17 protein-coding genes are annotated in these 21,639 nt (G+C 63.9%); 6 read left to right on the plus strand and 11 right to left on the minus strand.

What is annotated here, in order from left to right; genetic code table 11:
* Window positions 1–2: 2 nt before the first annotated feature.
* From IVB40_RS19385 to IVB40_RS19415, 7 genes are all read right to left on the minus strand, one after another.
* Entirely contained in the window at window positions 3–374 is a 372-nt protein-coding gene (locus tag IVB40_RS19385) for an SUF system Fe-S cluster assembly protein (protein WP_007591551.1), read from the minus strand.
* A complete protein-coding gene (locus IVB40_RS19390) occupies window positions 371–1,618 on the minus strand; it encodes a cysteine desulfurase (RefSeq protein ID WP_247408656.1) in 1,248 nt (415 codons plus the stop codon). The genes IVB40_RS19385 and IVB40_RS19390 overlap by 4 nt, the downstream gene beginning before the upstream one ends.
* On the minus strand, window positions 1,615–2,919 hold the full coding sequence (sufD, locus tag IVB40_RS19395; protein WP_247816012.1) for a Fe-S cluster assembly protein SufD: 1,305 nt from the start codon (window positions 2,917–2,919) through the stop codon (window positions 1,615–1,617). Before sufD ends, IVB40_RS19390 begins: the two co-directional genes overlap by 4 nt.
* Before the next feature lie 11 nt (window positions 2,920–2,930).
* Window positions 2,931–3,680 carry a Fe-S cluster assembly ATPase SufC gene (gene sufC / locus IVB40_RS19400; RefSeq protein WP_027569859.1) on the minus strand — a complete coding sequence of 250 codons (750 nt, stop codon included), beginning with the start codon at window positions 3,678–3,680 and terminating at the stop codon, window positions 2,931–2,933.
* Between the two features lie 131 nt (window positions 3,681–3,811).
* The gene (gene sufB, locus IVB40_RS19405; protein ID WP_027569858.1) at window positions 3,812–5,308 is read right to left on the minus strand and encodes a Fe-S cluster assembly protein SufB; all 1,497 of its coding nucleotides are present in this window, start codon (window positions 5,306–5,308) and stop codon (window positions 3,812–3,814) included.
* 116 nt (window positions 5,309–5,424) lie between these two features.
* On the minus strand, window positions 5,425–6,564 hold the full coding sequence (locus tag IVB40_RS19410) for a cysteine desulfurase family protein (protein ID WP_247816013.1): 1,140 nt from the start codon (window positions 6,562–6,564) through the stop codon (window positions 5,425–5,427).
* 51 nt (window positions 6,565–6,615) lie between these two features.
* Window positions 6,616–7,809 (minus strand): acyltransferase family protein, encoded by a 1,194-nt coding sequence (locus IVB40_RS19415; RefSeq protein ID WP_247816015.1) that lies wholly within the window; start codon window positions 7,807–7,809, stop codon window positions 6,616–6,618.
* A 176-nt stretch (window positions 7,810–7,985) separates the two neighbouring features.
* On the opposite strand from IVB40_RS19415, the gene IVB40_RS19420 reads away from it, so the two are divergent.
* Both IVB40_RS19420 and IVB40_RS19425 read left to right on the plus strand, forming a co-directional pair.
* Window positions 7,986–8,804 carry a LytTR family DNA-binding domain-containing protein gene (locus IVB40_RS19420; RefSeq protein WP_247816016.1) on the plus strand — a complete coding sequence of 273 codons (819 nt, stop codon included), beginning with the start codon at window positions 7,986–7,988 and terminating at the stop codon, window positions 8,802–8,804.
* Between the two features lie 349 nt (window positions 8,805–9,153).
* On the plus strand, window positions 9,154–9,801 hold the full coding sequence (locus tag IVB40_RS19425) for an alpha/beta hydrolase (protein WP_007591562.1): 648 nt from the start codon (window positions 9,154–9,156) through the stop codon (window positions 9,799–9,801).
* A gap of 122 nt (window positions 9,802–9,923) precedes the next feature.
* Here the strand turns inward: IVB40_RS19425 and IVB40_RS19430 are convergent, their stop codons facing one another.
* The 3 genes from IVB40_RS19430 to IVB40_RS19440 form a co-directional block, all read right to left on the minus strand.
* Window positions 9,924–10,247 (minus strand): multidrug efflux SMR transporter, encoded by a 324-nt coding sequence (locus tag IVB40_RS19430; RefSeq protein WP_027569855.1) that lies wholly within the window; start codon window positions 10,245–10,247, stop codon window positions 9,924–9,926.
* A gap of 10 nt (window positions 10,248–10,257) precedes the next feature.
* The gene (locus IVB40_RS19435) at window positions 10,258–10,935 is read right to left on the minus strand and encodes a glutathione S-transferase family protein (protein ID WP_247816017.1); all 678 of its coding nucleotides are present in this window, start codon (window positions 10,933–10,935) and stop codon (window positions 10,258–10,260) included.
* 108 nt (window positions 10,936–11,043) lie between these two features.
* Entirely contained in the window at window positions 11,044–12,147 is a 1,104-nt protein-coding gene (locus IVB40_RS19440) for an anhydro-N-acetylmuramic acid kinase (protein ID WP_247816019.1), read from the minus strand.
* Between the two features lie 164 nt (window positions 12,148–12,311).
* Here IVB40_RS19440 and tyrS point away from each other — a divergent pair, with 164 nt between their 5' ends.
* The 4 genes from tyrS to IVB40_RS19460 all read left to right on the plus strand — a co-directional run bounded on the left by tyrS (window position 12,312) and on the right by IVB40_RS19460 (window position 17,611).
* Window positions 12,312–13,565: a tyrosine--tRNA ligase gene (tyrS, locus tag IVB40_RS19445; RefSeq protein ID WP_027569852.1), complete on the plus strand. Its 1,254-nt coding sequence runs from the start codon at window positions 12,312–12,314 to the stop codon at window positions 13,563–13,565.
* Between the two features lie 57 nt (window positions 13,566–13,622).
* Complete coding sequence (locus IVB40_RS19450; protein WP_247408641.1) at window positions 13,623–14,894, plus strand: MFS transporter; 1,272 nt, start codon at window positions 13,623–13,625, stop codon at window positions 14,892–14,894.
* 221 nt (window positions 14,895–15,115) lie between these two features.
* Window positions 15,116–15,520 (plus strand): DoxX family protein, encoded by a 405-nt coding sequence (locus IVB40_RS19455; protein ID WP_027569850.1) that lies wholly within the window; start codon window positions 15,116–15,118, stop codon window positions 15,518–15,520.
* Window positions 15,521–15,916: 396 nt separating this feature from the next.
* Complete coding sequence (locus tag IVB40_RS19460) at window positions 15,917–17,611, plus strand: methyl-accepting chemotaxis protein (RefSeq protein WP_247286219.1); 1,695 nt, start codon at window positions 15,917–15,919, stop codon at window positions 17,609–17,611.
* A 118-nt stretch (window positions 17,612–17,729) separates the two neighbouring features.
* Here the strand turns inward: IVB40_RS19460 and IVB40_RS19465 are convergent, their stop codons facing one another.
* Window positions 17,730–21,527 carry a DUF3971 domain-containing protein gene (locus IVB40_RS19465; RefSeq protein WP_247816020.1) on the minus strand — a complete coding sequence of 1,266 codons (3,798 nt, stop codon included), beginning with the start codon at window positions 21,525–21,527 and terminating at the stop codon, window positions 17,730–17,732.
* Between the last annotated feature and the right edge of the window lie 112 nt (window positions 21,528–21,639).

Genomic DNA, 21,639 nt, shown 5'->3' on the forward strand with positions numbered 1-21,639 from the left:
CGTCACCACATGTTGAGCACGAGGCGGGCCTCGTCGCTCATGCGTTCCGGCGTCCAGGCCGGCTCCCAGACCACCTTGACGTCAACCACGCCGACGCCGGGGACGCTGGCGACCGCGTTCTCGACCATCGTCGGCAACTCGCCGGCGGCCGGACAATTCGGCGTCGTCAGGGTCATTTGCACGTCGACGGAACGATCGTCCTTGATCTCGACCTTGTAGATCAGGCCGAGCTCGTAGATATCGGCCGGGATTTCCGGGTCGAACACGGTCTTGAGCCCGGCGATGATCTCGGTGGTCAAACGCTCGGTCTCCTCAGGCGGCAGCGCCGACTGGGTTTCCATCGGATTGGCTTTGATTTCGGCCGTGTCACTCATGCGAACAAATCCCGCGCCTTCAACAGCGCCTGTGCCAGATGATCGACTTCTTCCCGCGTATTATACATGCCGAACGACGCCCGGCATGTGGCTGTGACGTTGAACCGCTCTAAAAGCGGCATCACGCAATGGGTGCCGGCCCGCACCGCGATGCCCTGGCGGTCGATCACGGTGGCGACGTCATGGGCGTGGGCGCCCTTGAGCTCAAAAGAGATCACCGGGCCCTTGCCCCGTGCCGTGCCGATCAGCCGCAGCGAATTGATCTCGCGCAGCTTGTCCTGGGCGTAGGTGACGAGATCGTGCTCGTGCGCGGCGATACGCTCCTTGCCGATCGAATTGACGTAGTCGATGGCGGCGCCAAGCCCGACGGCCTCGACGATCGCCGGCGTGCCGGCCTCGAATTTGTGCGGGGGATCGCCATAGGTGACGATGTCGCGCGAGACTTCGCGAATCATCTCGCCGCCGCCGTTAAACGGACGCATCGCGACGAGGTGGTCGTACTTGGCCCAGAGCACGCCGATGCCGGTCGGACCGTAAACCTTGTGGCCGGTGAAGACGTAGAAGTCGCAGCCGAGGTCCTGGACATCGACGGGCAGATGCACGGCGCCCTGGCTGCCGTCGACCAGCACGGGGATGCCGCGGGCGTGAGCGATCTTCACGACGTCCTTGACCGGAACGATGGTGCCGAGCGCATTCGACATCTGCGTGATCGCGACCAGCTTGGTCTTCGATGTCAGGAGCTTCTCGAATTCCTCGATGAGGAAATTGCCCTCGTCGTCGACCGGCGCCCATTTGATCACGGCACCATGGCGTTCCCTGAGGAAATGCCAGGGCACGATGTTGGAGTGGTGCTCCATGATCGAGATGACGATCTCGTCGCCTTCTTTGATGTTCGGTTCACCCCAGGACGAGGCGACGAGGTTGATTGCCTCGGTCGCATTGCGGGTGAAGATCACTTCCTCGGTCCGCGCAGCGTTGATGAACTGCGCCACCTTGGTGCGGCCGCCCTCATAGGCCTCGGTCGCGGCGTTGGCGAGATAATGCAGGCCGCGGTGCACGTTGGCGTATTCGGAGGTGTAGGCCTGCGTCATGCGATCGAGCACGGCGCTCGGCTTCTGCGCGGAAGCCGCGTTATCAAGATAGACCAGCGGCTTGCCGTAGATCTGCATGGCCAGCGCCGGAAAATCCTGGCGCACGCGCGCGACATCGTAAGAGCCGTTCTTGACTGCCGGATGCGTGCTCATTGGCGCCGCTCCAGCCAGCGCTCGGCAATGCCGATCACGTGCTCGCGCAGATCATCGTCGGCGATCTGCTCGATCGCCTCGCCGACGAAAGCCTGGATCAGCAGCGCCTGGGCCTGCTTCTCGGGCAGGCCGCGCGCCTTCAGGTAGAACAGGAGGCTGTCGTCTAGCGCGCCGGCGGTGGCGCCATGGCCGCAGGAAACGTCGTCAGCAAAGATCTCGAGCTCGGGCTTGTTGTCGGCTTCCGCTTCGTCCGAGAGCAGCAGCGCGCGGATCATCATCTTGCCGTCGGTCTTCTGTGCATCGGGACGAACGATGATGCGGCCCTGGAACACCGAATGGGCGCGATCGTCGATCACGGCACGGAAAACTTCGCGGCTCACACAATTCGGCACGGCGTGGTCGACCACCAGCGTCGTGTCGCCATGCTCGGTCTTCTGCAACAGGTTCACGCCGTTGACGGAGAGCTCGCTGCCCTCACCCGCCAGCGTGATGAAACCCTGCAGGCGGCTGACCGCAGCACCGGTCGTCATGTTGAAGAAATTGAGCTTCGTGTTCGCACCGACCCTGACGAACTGCGAGGTGATGTTCACCGCATCCGGCGAATCATCCATCAGGCGGATATGCGCGACGTCGGCGTTGTCGCCGACCGAGAGGATGACGGCATCGCTGACCTGGTAAGCCTTGGCGCCGGCCGCGACGAAGCTCTCGATGATGGTGGCACGAGCGCCCTTCCCGACCGCGACCTGCGAGCGGGTGAACGTCGACGCGGAAGACGAGATCGCGATGTGGATGATCTGGATCGGCGCGGAGAGCTGCGCGCCATCGGCGACCGTAAGCACGACACCGTCGGTCGCCATCGCCGCGTTCAGCGCGATCACCGCATCGGTGGCCGCGGTCTTCAACAGACCGGAATCCTTGTCCAGCGTCTCCCGCAAGGTCTTAACGCTCACCTCCGAGGCCAGCGCCTTGACGTCCGAGAGATCGGGAGCGAACACGCCGTCGACTAACACCAGCTTGCGGGCGCCCGCGATCGCGTGCGCTTTCACGGCGTCCGCGGCGCGCTTCAACGCAGCCGCATCGGGCGCAGCCGCAAGCGGCAGCACCTCGCCGACCAGCGCGCGCAGATCGGTGTATTTCCATTCCTCGCTCCGGCGGTGCGGCAGGCCGAGACGCTCATAGGTCTCGAACGCCTCGCGGCGCACGGCGATCACGGAAGGCGAACCCGGCAGACGGCCTTCGGCGCTGGCGAACAGATCGCTCACCGCGCGGCCGTTTCCGGTCTTTGCCACAGCAACGTTCATCGCAAAATTCCTTACGCGTCCTCGTACTGGGCGTAGCCGGACGACTCCAGCTCCAGCGCCAGGTCCTTGGCACCGCTCTTCACGACACGGCCCTTCGACATCACGTGCACGACGTCAGGCACGATGTAGTTGAGCAGCCGCTGATAGTGGGTGATGACGACCATCGCGCGCTTGGGCGAATGCAGCGCGTTGACGCCGTCGGCTGCGATGCGCAGCGCGTCGATGTCGAGGCCGGAATCCATCTCGTCGAGGATGCACAGGCTCGGCTCGAACAGCGCCATCTGCAGCACCTCGTTGCGCTTCTTCTCGCCGCCGGAGAAGCCGACATTGACGCCGCGCTTGAGCATGTCCTGCGGGATGTTCAACGACTTCGAGACGTCGCGGACTTTCTTCAAAAAGTCCGGCGTCGAATATTCGCTCTCGCCGCGCGCCTTGCGCTGCGCGTTCAGCGCGGTGCGCAGGAAATTCATGGTGGAGACGCCGGGAATCTCGACCGGATACTGAAACGCCAGGAACACGCCCTTGGCGGCGCGCTCGTTCGGGGCCATCGCGAGCAGGTCTTCGCCCTTGAACAGGATCTCGCCGTCGGTGACCTCGTAACCGGGTTTGCCGGCGATGACGTGGGACAGGGTCGACTTGCCGGAGCCGTTCGGCCCCATGATCGCGTGGATCTCGCCCTCGTTCACGGTCAGCGTCAGCCCGTGGAGGATCTCACGCTCCTCGACACGAACCTTGAGGTCTTTCACTTCGAGCAAAGCCATATCTTGTTTCCATCTATCTCCTCAACCGGAGGAGCGCCGCAGGCGCGTCTCGAAGGATTGAGGCCAACAATCTTTCCATATCCATCCTTCGAGACGGCCGCTTACGTGGCCTCCTCAGGATGAGGCCGGCGCTAGCCGACCGATCCTTCGAGCGAGATCGAGATCAGCTTCTGCGCTTCCACCGCGAATTCCATCGGCAGTTGCTGCAGCACGTCCTTGACGAAGCCGTTGACGACGAGGCCGACCGCCTCCTCCTGCGTGAGGCCGCGCTGGATGCAGTAGAACAGCACGTCCTCGGAGATCTTGGACGTGGTGGCCTCGTGTTCGAACGTCGCCGACGAGTTCTTGGCTTCGATGTAGGGCACGGTGTGCGCGCCGCATTTGTCGCCGATCAATAGCGAATCGCAGGCGGTGAAGTTGCGCGCGCCGGTCGCCTTGCGATGCGCCGTGACGAGCCCGCGATAGGTGTTCTGCGACTTGCCGGCGGCGATGCCCTTGGAGATGATGCGGCTCGACGTGTTCTTGCCGAGATGGATCATCTTGGTGCCCGAGTCGACCTGCTGATAGCCGTTCGAGATCGCGATCGAGTAGAATTCACCACGCGAATTGTCGCCACGCAGGATGCAGCTCGGATACTTCCAGGTGATCGCCGAACCGGTCTCGACCTGGGTCCAGGAGATCTTGGAATTGTTGCCGCGGCAGTCACCCCGCTTGGTGACGAAATTGTAGATGCCGCCCTTGCCTTCCGAATTGCCCGGGTACCAGTTCTGCACCGTCGAATATTTGATCTCGGCGTCGTCGTGCGTGACCAGCTCGACCACGGCCGCGTGCAGCTGGTTCTCGTCGCGCTGCGGCGCGGTGCAGCCCTCGAGATAGGAGACGTAGGAGCCCTTGTCGGCGATGATCAGCGTGCGCTCGAACTGGCCGGTGTTGCGTTCGTTGATGCGGAAATAGGTGGACAGCTCCATTGGGCAGCGCACGCCCGGCGGCACGTAGACGAACGAGCCGTCCGAAAACACCGCCGAGTTCAGCGTCGCATAGAAATTGTCCGAGGTCGGCACCACGGATCCCAGATATTTCTGCACCAGCTCGGGATGCTCGCGGATCGCCTCTGAGATCGGCATGAAGATCACGCCGGCCTTCTTCAGCTCGGCCTTGAAGGTGGTCGCAACCGAGACCGAATCGAACACGGCGTCGACCGCGATCTTGCGCCTGTTGGGGTCTTCCTCGCCGGGCTTCGGCTCGACGCCTTCGAGCATGGCGACTTCCCGCAAGGGAATGCCGAGCTTCTCGTAGGTCTTCAGAATCTCGGGATCGATCTCGTCGAGCGAGGTGATCGTCTTCTTCGGCTTCGGCGCCGAATAGTAATAGAGGTCCTGGAAGTCGATCTTGGGATAGTCGACGCGGGCCCAGGTCGGCTCAGTCATGGTCAGCCAGCGCCGATAGGCCTCAAGCCGCCACTGGAGCATCCAGGCGGGTTCGTTCTTCTTCTCGGAGATGAACTTGACGGTCTCTTCCGACAGCCCCTTGGGGGCCTTGTCGGACTCGATCAGGGTCTCAAACCCATAACGATACTGATCGACGTCGATGCGCTTCACGCGCTCGACCGTCTCTTGCACGGCTGGCATTCTATCCTCCGCTCGCGGTTTCAAGGACCGCGGTGGATCATCAAACTCGGACGACTATTACGATGTTTCTTGGCGAGACGCACGCGCTTAGAACCGTTCAAGCCGTGTTTCATCGCTTATCCCTTAAGTAGGGTATTACCGAGCTTTCGCCAAGCCTCTAACGTCCTGTTGATGTCATCCGGCTCCGTGGACCAGCCCAGACTGAGACGCACCGCTCCCTGGGCGACGGTGGGATCATACCCCATCGCCGACAGCACGTGGGACGGCTGCACCTTGCCCGAGGAACAGGCGGAACCCGAGGATACCGCGATGCCTTCGAGGTCAAATCCGATCACCGCGGTCTCGGCTTTCAAGCCGGGAGCCGTGAAAAGAACGGTATTTGGCAATCGCCTGATGTCATCTGAGAAGACCGTTGCGCCGGCCATGGAGCGAATGCCATTCTCCAAGCGATCTCTGAGAGTTGCCATGCGCTCCGCATCCTCCGGCAAAGCCTGACGGGCAACCCGCACGGATGCCCCGAAGCCGGCAATGCCGGCGACATTCTCGGTTCCGGCGCGCCGGTTCAGCTCCTGCCCGCCGCCCCGCAGCACCGGCTCGAGTCCGGCCACGCCGTCGGCCACGACCAGCGCGCCGACCCCCTTGGGGCCGCCGATCTTGTGCGCAGAAAAGGTTGCAAGGTCCGCGCCGATCACCTTGATATCAAAGGGAGTTTTTCCAAGCGCCTGGATTGCATCGACATGCAGGAGGCCGCCGGCCCCGTGAACGATTCCCGCGACGTCAGTGACCGGCTGCAGCGCGCCCGTCTCGTTGTTGGCCGCCATGATGGAGACCAGCGCCGGCGGGCCGTCGCGGAGCAGCGCCTCTAAATGACCGAGGTCGACCACGCCGGAGCGTGTGACCCGGATCTGACCGATCCTATCCGCCGGGAACCGGCCGCCTGCCAGCACCGAAGCATGCTCGACGGCCGAGACCAGAAGCCGCTCCACAGGCCTGCCAGACGGCCCTCGCAGGCCCGGCGACAGCGCCAGCGCGTTGGCTTCGGTTCCGGTGGAGGTGAAGACGACGTTCCGCGGCAGCGCACCTACAGCTGCGGCGAGGACGGCACGAGCGTCCTCGACCAGCCGCCGCGCCTGTCGCCCCTCGGCGTGAACCGAGGACGGATTGCCGATCAGCTCGTAGGCGGCCAGCATCGCTGCGCGCGCCTCGGCGCGCAGCGGCGTGGTCGCATTCCAGTCGAGATAGACGCGGCTCGGCATGGCGCCCTCTTAGCATCTTTTACCCTCGCGCCAATCGGCAGCCGCCGCACATCAGGCCGGCTGTTGCTGCGCAATTCCGGCCGAGGATCGGACCTCTGTCCGGAGGCCAAACAGTGGCCGTAGCCAGGCGATCCGACGCGCGATCTCGTAGGCGACGAGGCAAGTGAGCGCGGTGCCTGATATTACGATGGCGGCTTCGCTTCCGGCTGATAGCCCGCTGCCCTGCAATGCGTGCGCGATCATGATGATCGCGGTCTGATGCACGATGTAATAGGGAAAGATCGCATCGGTCAGATAGCGGCGCACGGGGCCGTCGGCCGTCAGGTGGCGTCGCGCAAAGCCGAGCACCGCCGCCATCGCCAGCCATTGGTAGCAGCCATAGGCCGAGCTCGCGAACCATCTCAGCATCGGCGATGGCTCGACCAGGCCGGCACGAAGCAGAATGAACAGGACGAACAGGCTTGCGGCAACTGCGAGCGCAATCCAGCGCTGCCGTTCGATATCGCGCCAAATACCGCCCTCTTTCGCCAGCAGGAAGCCAATCAGGAACGCGGTCGCATGGTCCGCATGGTTGTACCAGTCGCCGAACAGCGCGTGCGTCGACGGGAAGGCCGGAAACAGGAACAAGCGGCAGGCCGCGAACAAAAGGCACGGCAGGACCAGCAGCCCGGGTCCGGTGAGGAGGACAGCCAGTCTCGGGCCGAGCCGATCGGCCAGCATGGGCCGCAGCCAGAGCACGCCGGCCAGCGCGACGGTGTAGACCCATAGATAGACTACGAACCAGAGATGGTTCCAGGTCGGCAGCACGATACAGGGGTTCGGGCAGAATTGCGCTCCGAACGCCAGATAGTGCCGGACGTAAAAATCGGCGAAGCCGGCGGGGTAACCGAGGCTCTCAACGATCTGGAGGTAGGACTGCGGCGGCACGATCACGAGCATGCCAAAGATCAGTGGGATCAGGAGTCGTGCCGAGCGCGTGCGGACGAAGGCACCGAGGTTGTACTTGCCCAGCATGAAACGGGTGGCGACGCCGGAAACCAGAAACAACAGCGACAGCCGCCAGGGATTGATGACCAGCATCAGGGGCTCGAGCCAAGTCAGCCGGTGCTCGCTCTTGATGTGAAACCCCCAGGACACGTAGAGCATGCCGACGTGGTAGAAGATCAAGAGCCCGAACGCTAAAATCCGCACCCAATCCAGATCGATGCGTCGTTCCGAATTCGAAATTTGTTGCGGTGTTGACATGGTTCTCTGCTCCTCGGCGGGACGGCAAACACGGGTTTTGGGCCATGGCTGACGGCCAAAATGCCCCCGAAACGGAGCGTGTCGAGACGGTTTGGGATCAGGACCGGGCGCGAGGGGACGAGGCGTCGGGGTCCGGGACGAGCGGTTGGCCCGGCGGGATCAGTGGCGACGGAACGATGTTCGCCGCGATCGCCGCCGTCTCGCTCGCCATCGGGATCGTCAATGCGCTCTCCGGCGCGCAGGACGCCGCCTGGCGTGGCGACAGCTATGACATTGGCCGGCGACTGTTCTGGGAGCTGTCGAGCATCATCGTCATCTTGCTGCTGGTGCCGATCCTGGTGCTGGCCGTCCGGCGCATGCGCCAGACACGGCCGCTGGCAATTCGGATCGGAATCGCCGCGGTCGCCTTGCTTGGCTTCTCGGCCCTCCACATCACCGGAATGGTAGCGGTCCGGAAATTCCTGCTCTGGCTCGCGGGAAGTGCCTACGACTTCCATTTCTCGTTGGCGGCGGTCCTGTACGAGTTCCGCAAGGATGCCGTGACCGCTTTGCTGCTCGGAGCAACGCTCTGGCTGCTCGAAAGCCGGCGCGAGCTGCGGAAGGCCGTGCGGACGGCGATGCCCATCCCGGCCGTTCCATTGGAGCAGTCGTCCCCCGATCTGATCTGGCTCCGGGACGGCACCAGCCGCATTCGCGTCGTGCCGCGCGACATCCTGTGGGTCGCCTCTGCCGGCAATTACATCGAATACAACCTCGCCAGCGGCACCCAGCACCTGATCCGCGGCACGTTGGCCGCGACCGAAAGCGAGCTCGCCCGCTTCGCCATCGTGCGCGTGCACCGGACCAGGCTCGCCAATCTCGACCGGGTGAGCGCCGTGGACTTCAAGCCGTCAGGGGATTTCGAGCTCACATTCGACAATGGGCAGACGCTTGGGGGCAGCCGCCGGTATCGGCCCGCGGTCGCCTCCCTGGGAGATCGCACCGAGCCGGTGTGAATCGCCACCGGCGATCGCCCGACAAACGATAAACAATCGTGATTCCAATTGGTTGTTGCCACACCACCGATCCTGGCCGTCACCTGGTTGGGTCCCGGCAGCCGTCGGCATGACACTGGCATGACCGGGTAAGCTCTTGAGCTCATTGGGCGATGTTCAAGATGCTTGCTTTTTGACCCTCGCCTCATGTTAGAACGCGCGCGTCAGTTCGCCGCGCGCCGCTCGCGCATCATCCGAGGGCGCCGCTCCACCCTTCCCTTCGCGGCTTGATCGGCCCAGCAGCCGATGAAATCCGCACAATCGGTTGATTGTTGAAGAGCGTCTTCAAGGGATCAATCAAGAGATTATCATGCCTGAAGTTATTTTCACCGGCCCCGCCGGCCGTCTCGAAGGCCGCTACCATCCGGCCAAGCAGAAGAACGCGCCGATCGCGATGGTCCTGCACCCGCATCCGCAGTTCCACGGCACGATGAATCACCAGATCATCTACCAGTGCTACTATGCGTTCGCGCATCGCGGCTTCTCGGTACTGCGATTCAATTTCCGCGGCGTCGGCCGCAGCCAGGGCTCGTTCGACCACGGCACCGGCGAATTGTCGGACGCGGCCGCGGCGCTCGACTGGGCGCAGACCATCAATCCCGAAGCGCGCGCCTGCTGGGTTGCCGGCTTCTCCTTCGGCGCCTGGATCGGCATGCAGCTGCTGATGCGCCGTCCGGAGGTCGAGGGCTTCATCTCGATCGCACCGCCCGCCAACCTCTACGACTTCTCGTTCCTCGCGCCCTGCCCGTCCTCTGGGCTCATCGTGCATGGCGAGAAGGACGCGGTGGTGCCGCCCAAGGACGTCAACACGCTGGTCGAGAAGCTGAAGACGCAGAAGGGCATCGTGATCGACCAGCAGGTCATCCCCGGCGCCAATCATTTCTTCGACGCCAAGCTCGAGCCGCTGATGGAAACCATCACGGCCTATCTCGACATGCGCCTCGCCAACGTGCGCTAAGGCCTCGTCGCTGAGCCTTGTAGCCCGGATGGAGCGAAGCGAAATCCGGGAAGCTCCATCTGCTGAGACAAGGCCCCGGATTGCGCTTCGCTCCATCCAGGCTACCAAACTAAAGCTCGGTTTTAAGCCAGCTTGAGGGCGACGATTCCCATCAAGACGAGCGCGATGCCCGCTAGTTTCATCGCGCTCAAGGTCTCGCCGAACAGCACGACGCCCATGACGAAGGTGCCGGCGGCGCCGATGCCGGTCCACACCGAATAGGCGACGCCGACCTCGAGCACCTTCAAGGCACGCCCGAGCAGGACAACGAAGGTTGCGAGCAGCACGAGCGAGACGATGCTCCAGCCAGCGCGCGTATAGCCCTCCGCATATTTCATCGAGATCGCCCAGCCGACATCGAGTGCGCCGGCGATCACCAGCATCAGCCAGGCCATGGATTGCGACATCGGCGTGGGCTCAGGCCGCAAGCTTGAGCAGATGCGCGTCGTGGCGCACGAGGAAGGCGCGCAGCAATTGCGGATAGTCCGCGCCCACCGCAGTGCGGACGCTCGGACGCTTCGCAAGATCGGCGCGCCACGCCCGGACCTTGGGCAGATCCTTGAAGATGTCGAGTTCGGCCAGTTCATCGAACACGTCGAAATAGCGGAAGATGGGAGCGAACACCGCATCGACGAGACTGAACGCATCGCCGGCAAAGAATGGGCTTGCGTTGAGCGCGGCCTCGACACGCGCGAACTTCGCCACGAGTGCCTGGCGCTTACTCTCAAACGTCGCCGGGTCGGTCGTGGTCTCCAGCCCCCAGAGATCGCCGAGAATCGCCGAGCCGAACTCCATCCAGGCGCGATGCTCGGCACGCTCGAGCGCATCAGTCGGATGCAGTTTTCGGCCGCCTTGCGTCTCCTCGATGTACTCGCAGATCACGTTGCTCTCGAACAGCGCGACCTCGCCCTTCTCGCTCGTCACGACCAGCACCGGCACCTTGCCGAGCGGCGATAGTTTGAGAAACCAGTCCGGCTTGTTGGCGAGATCGATGTCGACCCGCTCGAACGGGACGCCCTTCTCGTTGAGCGCGATCACGGCGCGCTGCACGAATGGACAAAGCTTATGGCTGATCAGTTTGAGTGAAGCGGTCATGGCAAAGATCCCGGCGGTTGGATGCAACTGCATCAAATATAGATGCATTTGCATTCATTCGTCAAGTTCGATGCATTTGCATTGACCGGTATCGATGTAGGATCACCTTCACGGCCGCGCGATCACCCCGCCTGTCATCGGCATCGGCACGCCCGTGGTCGCGGGATATGACAGCGGCAGGCCCTTTAGGCCGCGGGCAGCCAGGAAGCCGAAGGCCTGCGCCTCGATGGCGTCGGAGGCCCAGCCGACTGTCTCGGCGGCCTCGACAGTGGCGGACCCGACGCGCTCCCGCAGCATCTCGAGCATGGTCCGGTTGCGGGCGCCGCCGCCGCAGACGATCCAACTTCGCGGCCTGCGTGGCAGCAGCGGGATGATGCGGGCGATGGCCGCCGCGGTGAAGGCGGTGAGCGTCGCGGCGCCATCGGCCGGCGCGGTATCGCCCAGCTTGAGGGCAGCAAAATCGTTGCGGTCGAGCGATTTCGGCGGCGGGCTTGCGAAGAACGGCAATTCCAGCGCCCGTGCAATCCAGGCCTCGTCGGCCTTGCCGAGCGCTGCGAACTTTCCGTCCGCGTCAAACGCCTGATTCATGGTGCGGTACATGAAATCGTCGAGCAGCGCGTTGCCGGGCCCGGTGTCGCAGGCAATCAGCGTGTCGTTGCCGTCGATATAGGTGATGTTGGAGACGCCGCCGATATTGACGACAACGATCGGCCCTTCGCGCTCCAGCGAATGGACGAGCGCCCGGTGGTAGACCGGCACGAATGGCGCGCCCTGCCCGCCGGCCTCGACGTCGGCGGCGCGGAAATCATGCATCACCGGGATATGGATCGCCTTGGCCAGCGCCGGCGCATCGCCGATCTGCACGGTCAGTCGCTTCTCGGGGCGGTGCAGCACGGTCTGGCCGTGGAAGCCCACGATGTCGATGTCTTCCGGCTTCATCCGGTTCTGGCTGACGAAGGCGGCGACCGCCTCAGCATGCGCCTGAGTCACCGCGCGCTCGGCCTCGGCCAAGATCCCCGGCCGGGCATCGCGCTGCGGCAGGTGCACCGCCTCGCTCAGCGCCTGCCGCAGCAGGTTGCGCTCCGCCGGGCTATAGGGCCGGTAGCCGGATGGTCCGAATGCCTTGACCTGCTTTCCGTCGGTTTCGATCAGCGCGACATCCACCCCGTCCAGCGAGGTGCCGCTCATCAAACCGAGTGCCGTCAACATCATGGATCAGCGTCCTCAAGAGACCCTTCCGGCATGCCGATCTTGTGCCAGAGGGACACATCTTATAATGCCACAGGCCAAAGTAGCGGGCAGCAACCGAGTTCCCATAGAAGACCCTTAAATTGCTCCCAAAACGGTAAACCAAGAATTGTCAGGCGCGCCGACAAATGACTGCATTCAAATCGGATTTCCTCAACACGCTGCAGGAACGTGGATTCATCCACCAATGCTCCGATTTCGAGGGGCTGGACGCACTCGCCGCCAAGGGCGAGGTGACGGCCTATGTCGGCTACGATTGCACCGCACGCTCGCTGCACATCGGCAACTACCTGACCATGATGATGCTGCACTGGCTGCAGCAATCCGGCAACAAGCCGATCACGCTGATGGGCGGCGGCACCACCATGGTCGGCGACCCCTCCGGCAAGGACGAGACGCGGGCGATCCGCTCCGTCGCCGAGATCGAGGCCAACAAGGAATCGATCCGCGGCGTGTTCGCAAAAGTGCTGCGCTATGGCGAGGGCAAGAGCGACGCCATCATGCTCGACAATGCCGAGTGGCTGACAAAGCTCAATTACATCGAGATGCTGCGCGACATCGGCCGGCACTTCTCGGTCAACCGCATGCTGACCATGGACTCCGTGCGCCTACGCCTCGAGCGCGAGCAGGAGATGAGCTTCATCGAGTTCAACTATATGATCTGCCAGGCCTACGACTATGTCGAACTCGCCAGGCGGACCGGCTGCAACTTGCAGATGGGCGGCTCCGACCAGTGGGGCAACATCATCATGGGCGTCGATCTCGGCCGCCGCATGGGCACCCATCAACTGTATGCGCTGACGACGCCGCTGCTGACGACGGCATCGGGGGTCAAGATGGGCAAGACCGCACAAGGCGCGGTCTGGCTCAACGCCGACCAGTTCTCGGCCTATGATTTCTGGCAGTACTGGCGCAACACCGAGGACGCCGACGTCGGCAAATTCCTCAAGCTGTTCACGACGCTGCCGATGAGCGAGATCAGGAAGCTCGAGGCACTCGGAGGCTCCGAGATCAACGAGGCCAAGAAGGTGCTCGCCACGGAGGCGACCGCGCTCCTGCATGGCCGCGACGCAGCGAACGAGGCGGCCGAGACCGCGCGCCGCACCTTCGAGGAAGGCGCGCTGGCCGAGAGCCTGCCGACCGTGGAAATTCCACGCGGCGAGTTCGACGCCGGCCTCGGCGTGCTCAATGCCTTCGTCAAGGCGGGCCTCGTTGCCTCTAACGGCGAAGCACGGCGCCAGATCAAGGGCGGCGGCCTGCGCGTCAACGACGAGCCCGTCACCGACGAGAAGATGGCGTTGTCGGCGGCCGACCTGACGCCGGAAGGCGTGATCAAGCTGTCGTTCGGCAAGAAGAAGCACATCCTGCTCAGGCCTGCATAGGCGTATGAGATTTTCGCTGCTTGTCAGGGCGCGCCGAAGCGCGCTCCCTGATCGGCAATGGACCAGAACACGCTAGAGGAACAGTCCAAGCAAGCGACCAGGGAACGCGTCACGGCGACGCCGCAGGGCGTCGTGCGCACCGCGCTCGTGGTGCTCGCGCTCTGCTTCACACTCGCCGTGCTCGGCCGCGGCCTCAGCGAAAGCTTTACCGTCTTCCTGAAGCCGATCTCGGAAAATTTTGGCTGGGATCGCGCCCAGGTGGTCTCGATCTATTCGCTGACCTGGCTCGTCAGCGGACTGACTGCGCCGTTGGTCGGACGGCTTTTCGATCATTCCGGACCGCGCATCGTCTATGCACTCGGCCTGTTGCTGCTCGGCTCGGCTTTCCTGATTGCGGCGCACGCGCAGTCACTCTGGCAGTTCCAGCTCTCGATCGGACTCTTCGTCGGCATCGGCGTCGCCTTCATCGGCAATGTGCCGAACTCGATCCTACTGGGCCGCTGGTTCGGCCCAAAGCTGCCGACCGCGATGGCGGTGGTCTACTCGGCCATGGGGGGCGGCGTGCTGGCACTGCTGCCGGCCTCGCAGCTTTTGATTGATCATCTCGGTTGGCGCGAAACCTACCAGCTGTTCGGCTTCGCCGCGCTCGGCCTGCTGGTGCCGCTCATGCTGCTGCCATGGCGGCTGTTCGCCTCGGGCTCGCCGCATATCGCGAAGAAGACCGATCCGGATTTCGTCGATCACGGCTGGACCCTTCCGAGCGCGATGCGCCATCACGCCTTCTGGGCGCTGTTCTCGACCTTCTTCTTCACCGCGGTCGGCATGTATGCGATCGCCGCACAGATCGTGGCCTATCTGATCGATGCCGGCTTTCCGCCGCTGCAGGCCGCGACCGCCTGGGGCTTCTCCGGCGTTGTGCTGGTGTTCGGCATGCTCGGCGTGTCCGCGCTCGACGGCCTGATCGGACGTCGGCCGTCGGTGCTGCTCAGCTACGCGATCTCGATCCTCGGCATCTTCCTGCTGTGGCTGTTGCAATACTCCGCCAATCTCCTCCTGCTCACCGGATTCGTGGTCTGCTTCGGCAGCATGATGGGCTCACGTGGACCGCTGATCACGGCGACCGCGATGAAGATCTTCGGGGGCAAGCGCGTCGGCACCATTTACGGCACGATCTCGATCGGCAGCGGACTCGGCTCGGCGTTCGGCTCCTGGAGCGGCGGCCTGATCCATGACGCGACCCACGGCTACAACGCGCTGCTCGCCTTCGCGCTTGCCAGCGTGGTGCTCGGGATGATCCCGTTCCTGGTCGTGCCCGCCCTGCGGCGGTAGGTGTCTCAGAGGTAACCTGCGGGCATTCGCGTCACCGGGAAATTACGGATGGGCACGACGCGAACAGCTGCAAAAGATGTGGATGGCGCGCGGGTGAAAGTCCCTCCTGCGGTGTTTTGTCCGACATGACAAAAATGTCAGCGCAAATTGCCCTTGGGCGGCTTGCAGGGCAGAACTGAATGCGGTCCTAGTCGCAAGCATTGGATGGAGGGCACAAACCAATGAACTTTCCCTATCTCGTTCGCTTTCAACCGGTTCTCTTGAGCCTGTTTCGCTTCATCACTGGACTCCTGTTGCTCCAGTACGGCATCGCCAAGCTGTTCAAGTTTCCGGTGCTTCCCTACTTCGCAAACATCCCGCCGCTCATCTACGCAGCCGGTACGCTTGAGCTCGTGCTTGGCGCGCTGCTGATGATCGGCCTGTTCACCCGCCTCGCGGCGTTCATCCTGTCGGGTGAGATGGCCTTCGCCTACTTCATGGGCCACATGTTCAAGGGCGAGACGCCGGTGTTCCTGCCGCTGCTCAATGGTGGCACCGCGGCGATCCTGTTCTGCTTCGCCTGCCTCTATCTCTCGGCAGCCGGCGGCGGCTCGGTCAGCGCCGATGCGGCGATGGGCAAGGACTAGCGGCACAACCGGCGGCGCGTTCCCGCGGCGCTGAGGCATCAGCAATTGATTCGCGGATAAAGGGATGGCACCCGAACATTTACGGGTGCCATCTCAGCGCGAGCCCAGCACGTTCCAGACGAGGACGAGGACCGCGACCAGCAGCATCGACATGATGAGGCGATGAACGAATCGGTTCATGTCCGCTCCCACCGGATTCGGTCGGGACTAAAGACCCACACAATCTTTCTCCCAGTTGACTTGCCATGCGCCGACACGGCGCTTTTCCGCATGGATGTTTGCGCATGCGGCTCGCGGACGCCGCTTGCGCGGCAGCCGTCGCACGCGTCCATTCATGATTGGTAAGAATTTCATGCTACCGACGCGAGCAACAATAACCATTCCGTCGAGGCCGTGATGAAGCTGCTGAGCCACCTCAAGATCCGCACCAAGCTCGCCAGCATGGTCTGTCTTTCGGCACTCACGGTCACGGCCATCATCGGGGTGTCGTCCGTGCTCAGCAAGAGCCGCATGCTTGAGGACCGCGTCCAGCAGATGCGGACCGCGGTCGATATGCTCCATAACCTCGCCCAATCACTTGAAGAAGAAGTCGGCGCCGGCAAGCTGACGCAGGCCGAAGCGAAGGTCCAGTTCCACCAGCGCGGCCGCCGCATGAGCTTCAATGGCGGCCAAGGCTATCCGGTGGTCTATAACGCCGATACGTCCCTCATCGTCAACGGCGCCAACCAGCAGCTCGAGGGCAAGATCACCGGTGCGAAGGACTCCAATGGCGTCCTGATCGCCGACGCCATTATCAAGGCTGGCGCTGAGACCGCACAGGGCGGCGTGACCTCCTATCTCTATCCCCGCCCCGGCCAGACGGAGCCCGTCCGCAAGACCGTGTTCGCGCGCAAATTCGCGCCCTGGAACGCGACGATCAGCTACGGCCTCTATGTCGACGACATTGACGCCGACGTGCGAGCCTTGACGCTGGAGCTGGGGGCGATCGGCATCGGCCTGATGCTGCTGATGGCGACGCTGTCCTGGCTGATTGCGCGCGATGTGCTCGGCGCGCTCGACCGCCAGAAGAACCGCATGCAGGCCATTTCCGAAGGCGCCATCGATGCGGCGGTCGAGGAGACCGGTCGCGGCGACGAGATCGGCCGCATGGCCGAGACCCTCGAAGTGCTCAGGCAGACCGCGCTGACAGCGCGCAAGCTGGAGGCCGAGCAGGTCGCCACCAAGACCCGCAGCGAACAGGAGAAGCGTGACGCGCTGATCTCGCTTGCCGACCGGTTTGACGCCTCCGTCGGCCAGCTAGTCGGCCTGATGGCCTCGGGCTCCGGCGAACTGGAGGTCACTGCCAAGTCGATGTCGTCGACCGCGGAAGGCACCAACCGCCGCGCCGCCGTCGTGGGCTCGGCCGCCACCGAAGCCAGCCAGCGCGTCCAGACGGTTGCGGCCGCCGCCGAGGAGCTCTCCTCCTCCATCACCGAGATCAGCCGTCAGGTCGCGCAGTCCGCCGTGGTCACCGGCCGTGCCGTGGACAGCGCACGCCGCACCGACACCATCGTGCGCGCCCTCTCGGACGGCGCCCAGCAGATCGAGCATGTCGCCGAGCTGATTTCCAGCATCGCGGCGCAGACCAATCTGCTCGCGCTCAACGCCACCATCGAGGCCGCACGCGCCGGTGAAGCCGGCCGCGGCTTTGCTGTCGTCGCTTCGGAGGTGAAGTCGCTGGCGAGCCAGACTGCGGAAGCCACCCGCGAGATCGGCGACAAGATCGCCCAGATCCAGGGCGCGACCAAGGAAGCGGTAGACGCCATCGGCGGCATCACCGCCACCATCGAGGAGGTCAGCCGGATCGCCACCTCGATCGGCGCCGCGATCGAGGAGCAAGGCGCCGCCACCGCCGAGATCGCCCGCAGCGTCTCGCAGACGGCGGAGGCGACCCAGGAAGTCACCACCAATATCGGCGGCGTCAGCACGGCAGCAAACGAGACCGGCAATGCCGCAGGCATGGTACTCGCCGCGGCCTCGAACCTCTCCAAGCAGGCTGAGCAGCTCTCCGGCGAAGTCGGGACCTTCCTGGCTGGCGTGCGCGCGGCGTAAGGCGGCCAGCACGTCGTCATGGCCGGGCTTGTCCCGGCCATCCACGTTCTGCGCGCTTATGGAAACAAAGTTCGTGGATGCCCGGGACAAGCCCGGGCATGACGAAGTCAGCTCGCCGCTATCGCCGCGCGAGGGTGCAGCCGCTCGAGAGCTGGCGCGTCGTTCCGGTCGAACCATCGTTCGACTGCGACGGGAATTCCTCGAACGGCGAGTTCTGTTTGCCGGTGTTGAATTCGAAGATCTTGCGGAACAGACCGGGTGCCATCGCCGAAATCGGATTGACGCGCATCACGGGCGCGGCCGGGGTGCCGACGACCTCGTAGGTCACGCCGATCAATCCTTCATTGTTGCCGCCGCCGAGGAAGATGCCGAACAACGGGATCTGGCCGAAGATGTTGTTGACGCCATACATCGGCACGAATGTGCCGCTCATGCAGACCTGATTGCCGGGAAAGTCGATTGAGCCCTCGATGGTGGCGCCGATCATCGGCCCCTTGACCACGCCGTCGCGGATCGTGAGCGCGCCGTTCTGCCGCGTGAACTCCGCACGCATCGCCGTAAAGGCCACGCCGCTCTGCGCCCCGTTGGGAGCGCCCGCCGCGACGCGATCGAGTTGATCCATTCCCTTGACCGAGAAGTCGCGCACATTGATCAGGCCTTCCCGGGTCGTGGGCTCCGACGTCGGCGGCTCCATGGCCACCACCATCTGGCCGCCAAAGACCTTGTTGGTGGTGTCTGTGAAGCGCAGGAAGTTGCCGGCATCGCTGGTCTGGAGATAGATCACCTCGCGGTTGCCCTGGGCGCGGCCGCCGCGCAAATCGGCGGCCACAGGCGTGTCTTTTCCGATCCTGCCGCTCAGCGTGAAGGCTTTGACCGCACCATTGCGCCGCGACATCTTGGCCTCGACGCTGCGCATCGCCTCGCCGTTGAAACCCATGACGGCGCCGAGCTTCACGTCCATGTCGAAATCGACGTTCTTCGTCTTGCTCTTGGCGTCGTCCTTGGAATTGCCTGAGATCGCCGATTTCAGGAAGCCGCGGCCGTCGAATACGTCGCCGCGCATCGTGCCCTTGACCACGCCGTCCTGGCTGCGCTCCACCTTCAGCGAAGCCTTGTCGCCGTCGGACGGCGCGTAGGTCGGGAAGTTCGCGTTCATGAGATCGCCGTTGGCATCGACCTCGATCGACCCCTTGATCGAGGCGCCGCCGCCTTCGATGACGATCTCCTCCAGGCGCGTCGATTGCGCCGTCGGCACCACCTTGAAGCTGGCCTTGCCCGCTCTGCCCGGCAGCTTGACCCAGCCGGGCAGGATGTTGTCGAGCTTGACCGAGGTCAGGTCGGCCTCGATGCCGAGCTTCGTCGTCTGGTCGGGCCCCCCGGCGATCTTGCCCGACAGCTTGATCGGCACCGATCCGCTGACGGCGGGGCCCAGATCGAACCCGAGGCGCGCGCGGCTCGCATCGTCCAGCGTGGTCTGCAATTTGACGTCCGCATCGCCCTCGGCGGGCTTGCGGTAGTCGAGCGAGGCCGCCTGCCCGTTGATCTTGACGTCGCCCTTGACCTGATAGCCCTGGTTGCTCGCCACGATCTTGAGGTTGTTGGCCTCCAGCTTCTGGTTCATCACCAGCTTGTCGGCACCAAAACCGTTGAGATCGGCGGTCACGCTGTAGGTGGTGTCGGCTTTGGTCAGCTCGCCCTTGACCGGCAACCCAAGCTGGACGTTCGCCGAGAACGTCCCCTTGCTGGTGTTGGGATCGATGACGGTCGACGACAGATCGCTCAGGCGATCATTGGAAAGCATTTCGGCGGCCGCAGGCACCGGACCCTCGACGCGGAACCGGGTCCGCGACGGCGACGGCTTGGGCGCCATATCGGGCACCTCGAAGACGAAGTCGGAAATCGTGACCTTGCGGCCCGCCGGCGTATCAGCAATGCCCTGCCCGATGTTCACCATCGCGGTGCGCCCGGTCACGCGCGCCTTCAAATCGGCATCGTGCACCACCGGCAGGCCATCGACAGGGCGAACCGTGACACCGCTCGCCACGATATTGACGGACAGGCCGTCGTCGGGAATGGGTGGGCCCTTGCGCGGAAGATTCTTCGTCGGCGAATTAACGCCGATCTCGATGCGCTGGAGCGTTCCACGCTCGATCCGCTCGATCACCCATTCGCGCAATTCGGGAACGACAAGCGTCGGCCACATCCGCTTGAGCGCCGAGGCCGACATCGGCGTTCCCGCAAAACCCAATGTCAGCCGTGGCTCGCCCGAATAGTCGATGGCACCGGTGCCGGCGACGCCGATCTCTCCGTTGGAGATGTCGGCCTGGGTCAACAGCAGCCTCTTGTGGTCGGTGTCGAAGCGGAAGCCGATCGCAATACGGTTGAAGACCAGCGGCGGCTCGTTGTCGATGCCGCCGAGCAGGATCGAACCGCCGCTGAAACCGAGCTGCCAGTCATTGACGGTGCCATTGGGCGGCTCGACATGAGCCAGAAGCGTCAGACGGTTCGCGCCCGAGAGGACCTTGAACGGAGCGACCAGCACCCGCCGATTGGCGTCCCACTCGACATTGATCTCGGCCGAGTCGATCGCCATCGGATAATCGGGTGTATCGGTGTCGATGATGTTGCCCGCACCGACTGCGATCTTGCCGCGAAAGAAGGTCGGCACGCCGTCGCGGCCGAGTTCGCCCTTGAGCTCGCCGGTCAGCGGCAGGTCGGCGGTGTAGGTGAGATCCTTCACCCGCAGCGCCAGCAGGATGTTGGCGGTCGAGACCTTGTCGGCGCGGATATCGACTGAGCGCACGCCGTTCTCGGTGGGGCCGATCGTGGCACGCAACGACCACGGACGCGCGCCCTCCTCGCCGAGGCTGAGCGCGACGCCGCCACGGCTCGGTCGGCGCAGGCTGAGCGTGATGTTCTCAAACGTCCATTTGCTGCCGCGCTGCTGGTCGTCGACGATCAGATTGCCGTTCTTCAGGCCGATCTCGTTGAGATTCTGGCCGTCGAGGCCGGTCATGCTCAGACTGTCGAGCCAGTCGAGGCCCTGAAGAATGCCGGTCGGGGCCGTGGCCTGGGTCGCGGCTTGCGATGCGTCGGGGGTCGCAGGCCCGGTGGCGAATGGCGGCGGTGGGACACCATTGCGCGGGAAAGTCGGCGGCAGCCCCGCGTCCTTCTTGGAGGCGACGCCAGTTGCAAGCGGCTTTGCGGTGTCGCCAGCCGACACCGTGACCGTACCGTCAGGCGCGATCCGGATCGCGAGCTCGGCATCGACGAGGTTGAGGCTTTCGGCGCGCAGATGCCCCATCAGCAGGCCTGCACCCGACAGCTTCACCTCGGCCTTCGGTGCGGTGGCGACAATGACGTGATCGTGGTCGCGCACGACGATATCACGGATGCGCACGGCGATTCGGATCCGCCCGGCCCGTTCGATCTGCGTGCCGCCGACCTCCACGGTGTTGCCGTGACCGATATTGTCCTCGATCGCGGCCGCGAGCCACGGAGTCGCAATGTCGAGATTGATGGGACCGGCACCGAGCCGCCACCACAGCGCGCCGAAACAGCCGACGAAGATGACAATCAGGGCACCGACGACCACGGCCACGCGCTTCAGCCAGCGACCGCCGCCCAGCCAGCGGCGCAGCGGCCCAAACCCGTCAGCGAAGCGATGGAAGCCCGAATTGGAACGCGACAACAGCCGGCGCGCCCGATAGCCCGCCGCCGCTTCCTGATCCGGATCCCAATCGGCGTCGTCCCATTGCTGCTGCTCTGGTTGGCTGCCGCGCCGATCCGAATCCCGATTGTAATCCTGGGGCGACGTATTCCTTGCCATTGCCTCTCGATACAGGCGCCCGTCGTGGGATTGAGCGCCGCCGGGGCCGCAGCCGTCGACGGGAAGCGAAGCTTCCCGCGACGGCATTGCCGCCATACCTCGAATATTTCTTCTGTTCGTCATGTCGCCCCGGGAGCGCGTTCAACGAGCAGTGGGGTGGTCCGTGTAATTCCTTGTAACCAGACTTCGCCGTCGTCAG

The organism is Bradyrhizobium sp. 40 (assembly GCF_023100925.1).
GTDB lineage: Bacteria > Pseudomonadota > Alphaproteobacteria > Rhizobiales > Xanthobacteraceae > Bradyrhizobium.

Excerpts from the sequence above, each read along its gene's own strand:
- sufB (WP_027569858.1), bottom strand. The coding sequence starts at position 5,308 with ATGCCAGCCGTGCAAGAGACGGTCGAGCGCGTGAAGCGCATCGACGTC.
- IVB40_RS19425 (WP_007591562.1), top strand. The coding sequence starts at position 9,154 with ATGCCTGAAGTTATTTTCACCGGCCCCGCCGGCCGTCTCGAAGGCCGC.
- IVB40_RS19390 (WP_247408656.1), bottom strand. The coding sequence starts at position 1,618 with ATGAGCACGCATCCGGCAGTCAAGAACGGCTCTTACGATGTCGCGCGC.
- IVB40_RS19435 (WP_247816017.1), bottom strand. The coding sequence starts at position 10,935 with ATGACCGCTTCACTCAAACTGATCAGCCATAAGCTTTGTCCATTCGTG.
- IVB40_RS19385 (WP_007591551.1), bottom strand. The coding sequence starts at position 374 with ATGAGTGACACGGCCGAAATCAAAGCCAATCCGATGGAAACCCAGTCG.
- tyrS (WP_027569852.1), top strand. The coding sequence starts at position 12,312 with ATGACTGCATTCAAATCGGATTTCCTCAACACGCTGCAGGAACGTGGA.
- IVB40_RS19455 (WP_027569850.1), top strand. The coding sequence starts at position 15,116 with ATGAACTTTCCCTATCTCGTTCGCTTTCAACCGGTTCTCTTGAGCCTG.
- IVB40_RS19440 (WP_247816019.1), bottom strand. The coding sequence starts at position 12,147 with ATGATGTTGACGGCACTCGGTTTGATGAGCGGCACCTCGCTGGACGGG.
- IVB40_RS19450 (WP_247408641.1), top strand. The coding sequence starts at position 13,623 with ATGGACCAGAACACGCTAGAGGAACAGTCCAAGCAAGCGACCAGGGAA.
- IVB40_RS19430 (WP_027569855.1), bottom strand. The coding sequence starts at position 10,247 with ATGTCGCAATCCATGGCCTGGCTGATGCTGGTGATCGCCGGCGCACTC.
- sufC (WP_027569859.1), bottom strand. The coding sequence starts at position 3,680 with ATGGCTTTGCTCGAAGTGAAAGACCTCAAGGTTCGTGTCGAGGAGCGT.
- sufD (WP_247816012.1), bottom strand. The coding sequence starts at position 2,919 with ATGAACGTTGCTGTGGCAAAGACCGGAAACGGCCGCGCGGTGAGCGAT.
- IVB40_RS19415 (WP_247816015.1), bottom strand. The coding sequence starts at position 7,809 with ATGTCAACACCGCAACAAATTTCGAATTCGGAACGACGCATCGATCTG.
- IVB40_RS19420 (WP_247816016.1), top strand. The coding sequence starts at position 7,986 with ATGTTCGCCGCGATCGCCGCCGTCTCGCTCGCCATCGGGATCGTCAAT.
- IVB40_RS19465 (WP_247816020.1), bottom strand. The coding sequence starts at position 21,527 with ATGCCGTCGCGGGAAGCTTCGCTTCCCGTCGACGGCTGCGGCCCCGGC.
- IVB40_RS19460 (WP_247286219.1), top strand. The coding sequence starts at position 15,917 with ATGAAGCTGCTGAGCCACCTCAAGATCCGCACCAAGCTCGCCAGCATG.
- IVB40_RS19410 (WP_247816013.1), bottom strand. The coding sequence starts at position 6,564 with ATGCCGAGCCGCGTCTATCTCGACTGGAATGCGACCACGCCGCTGCGC.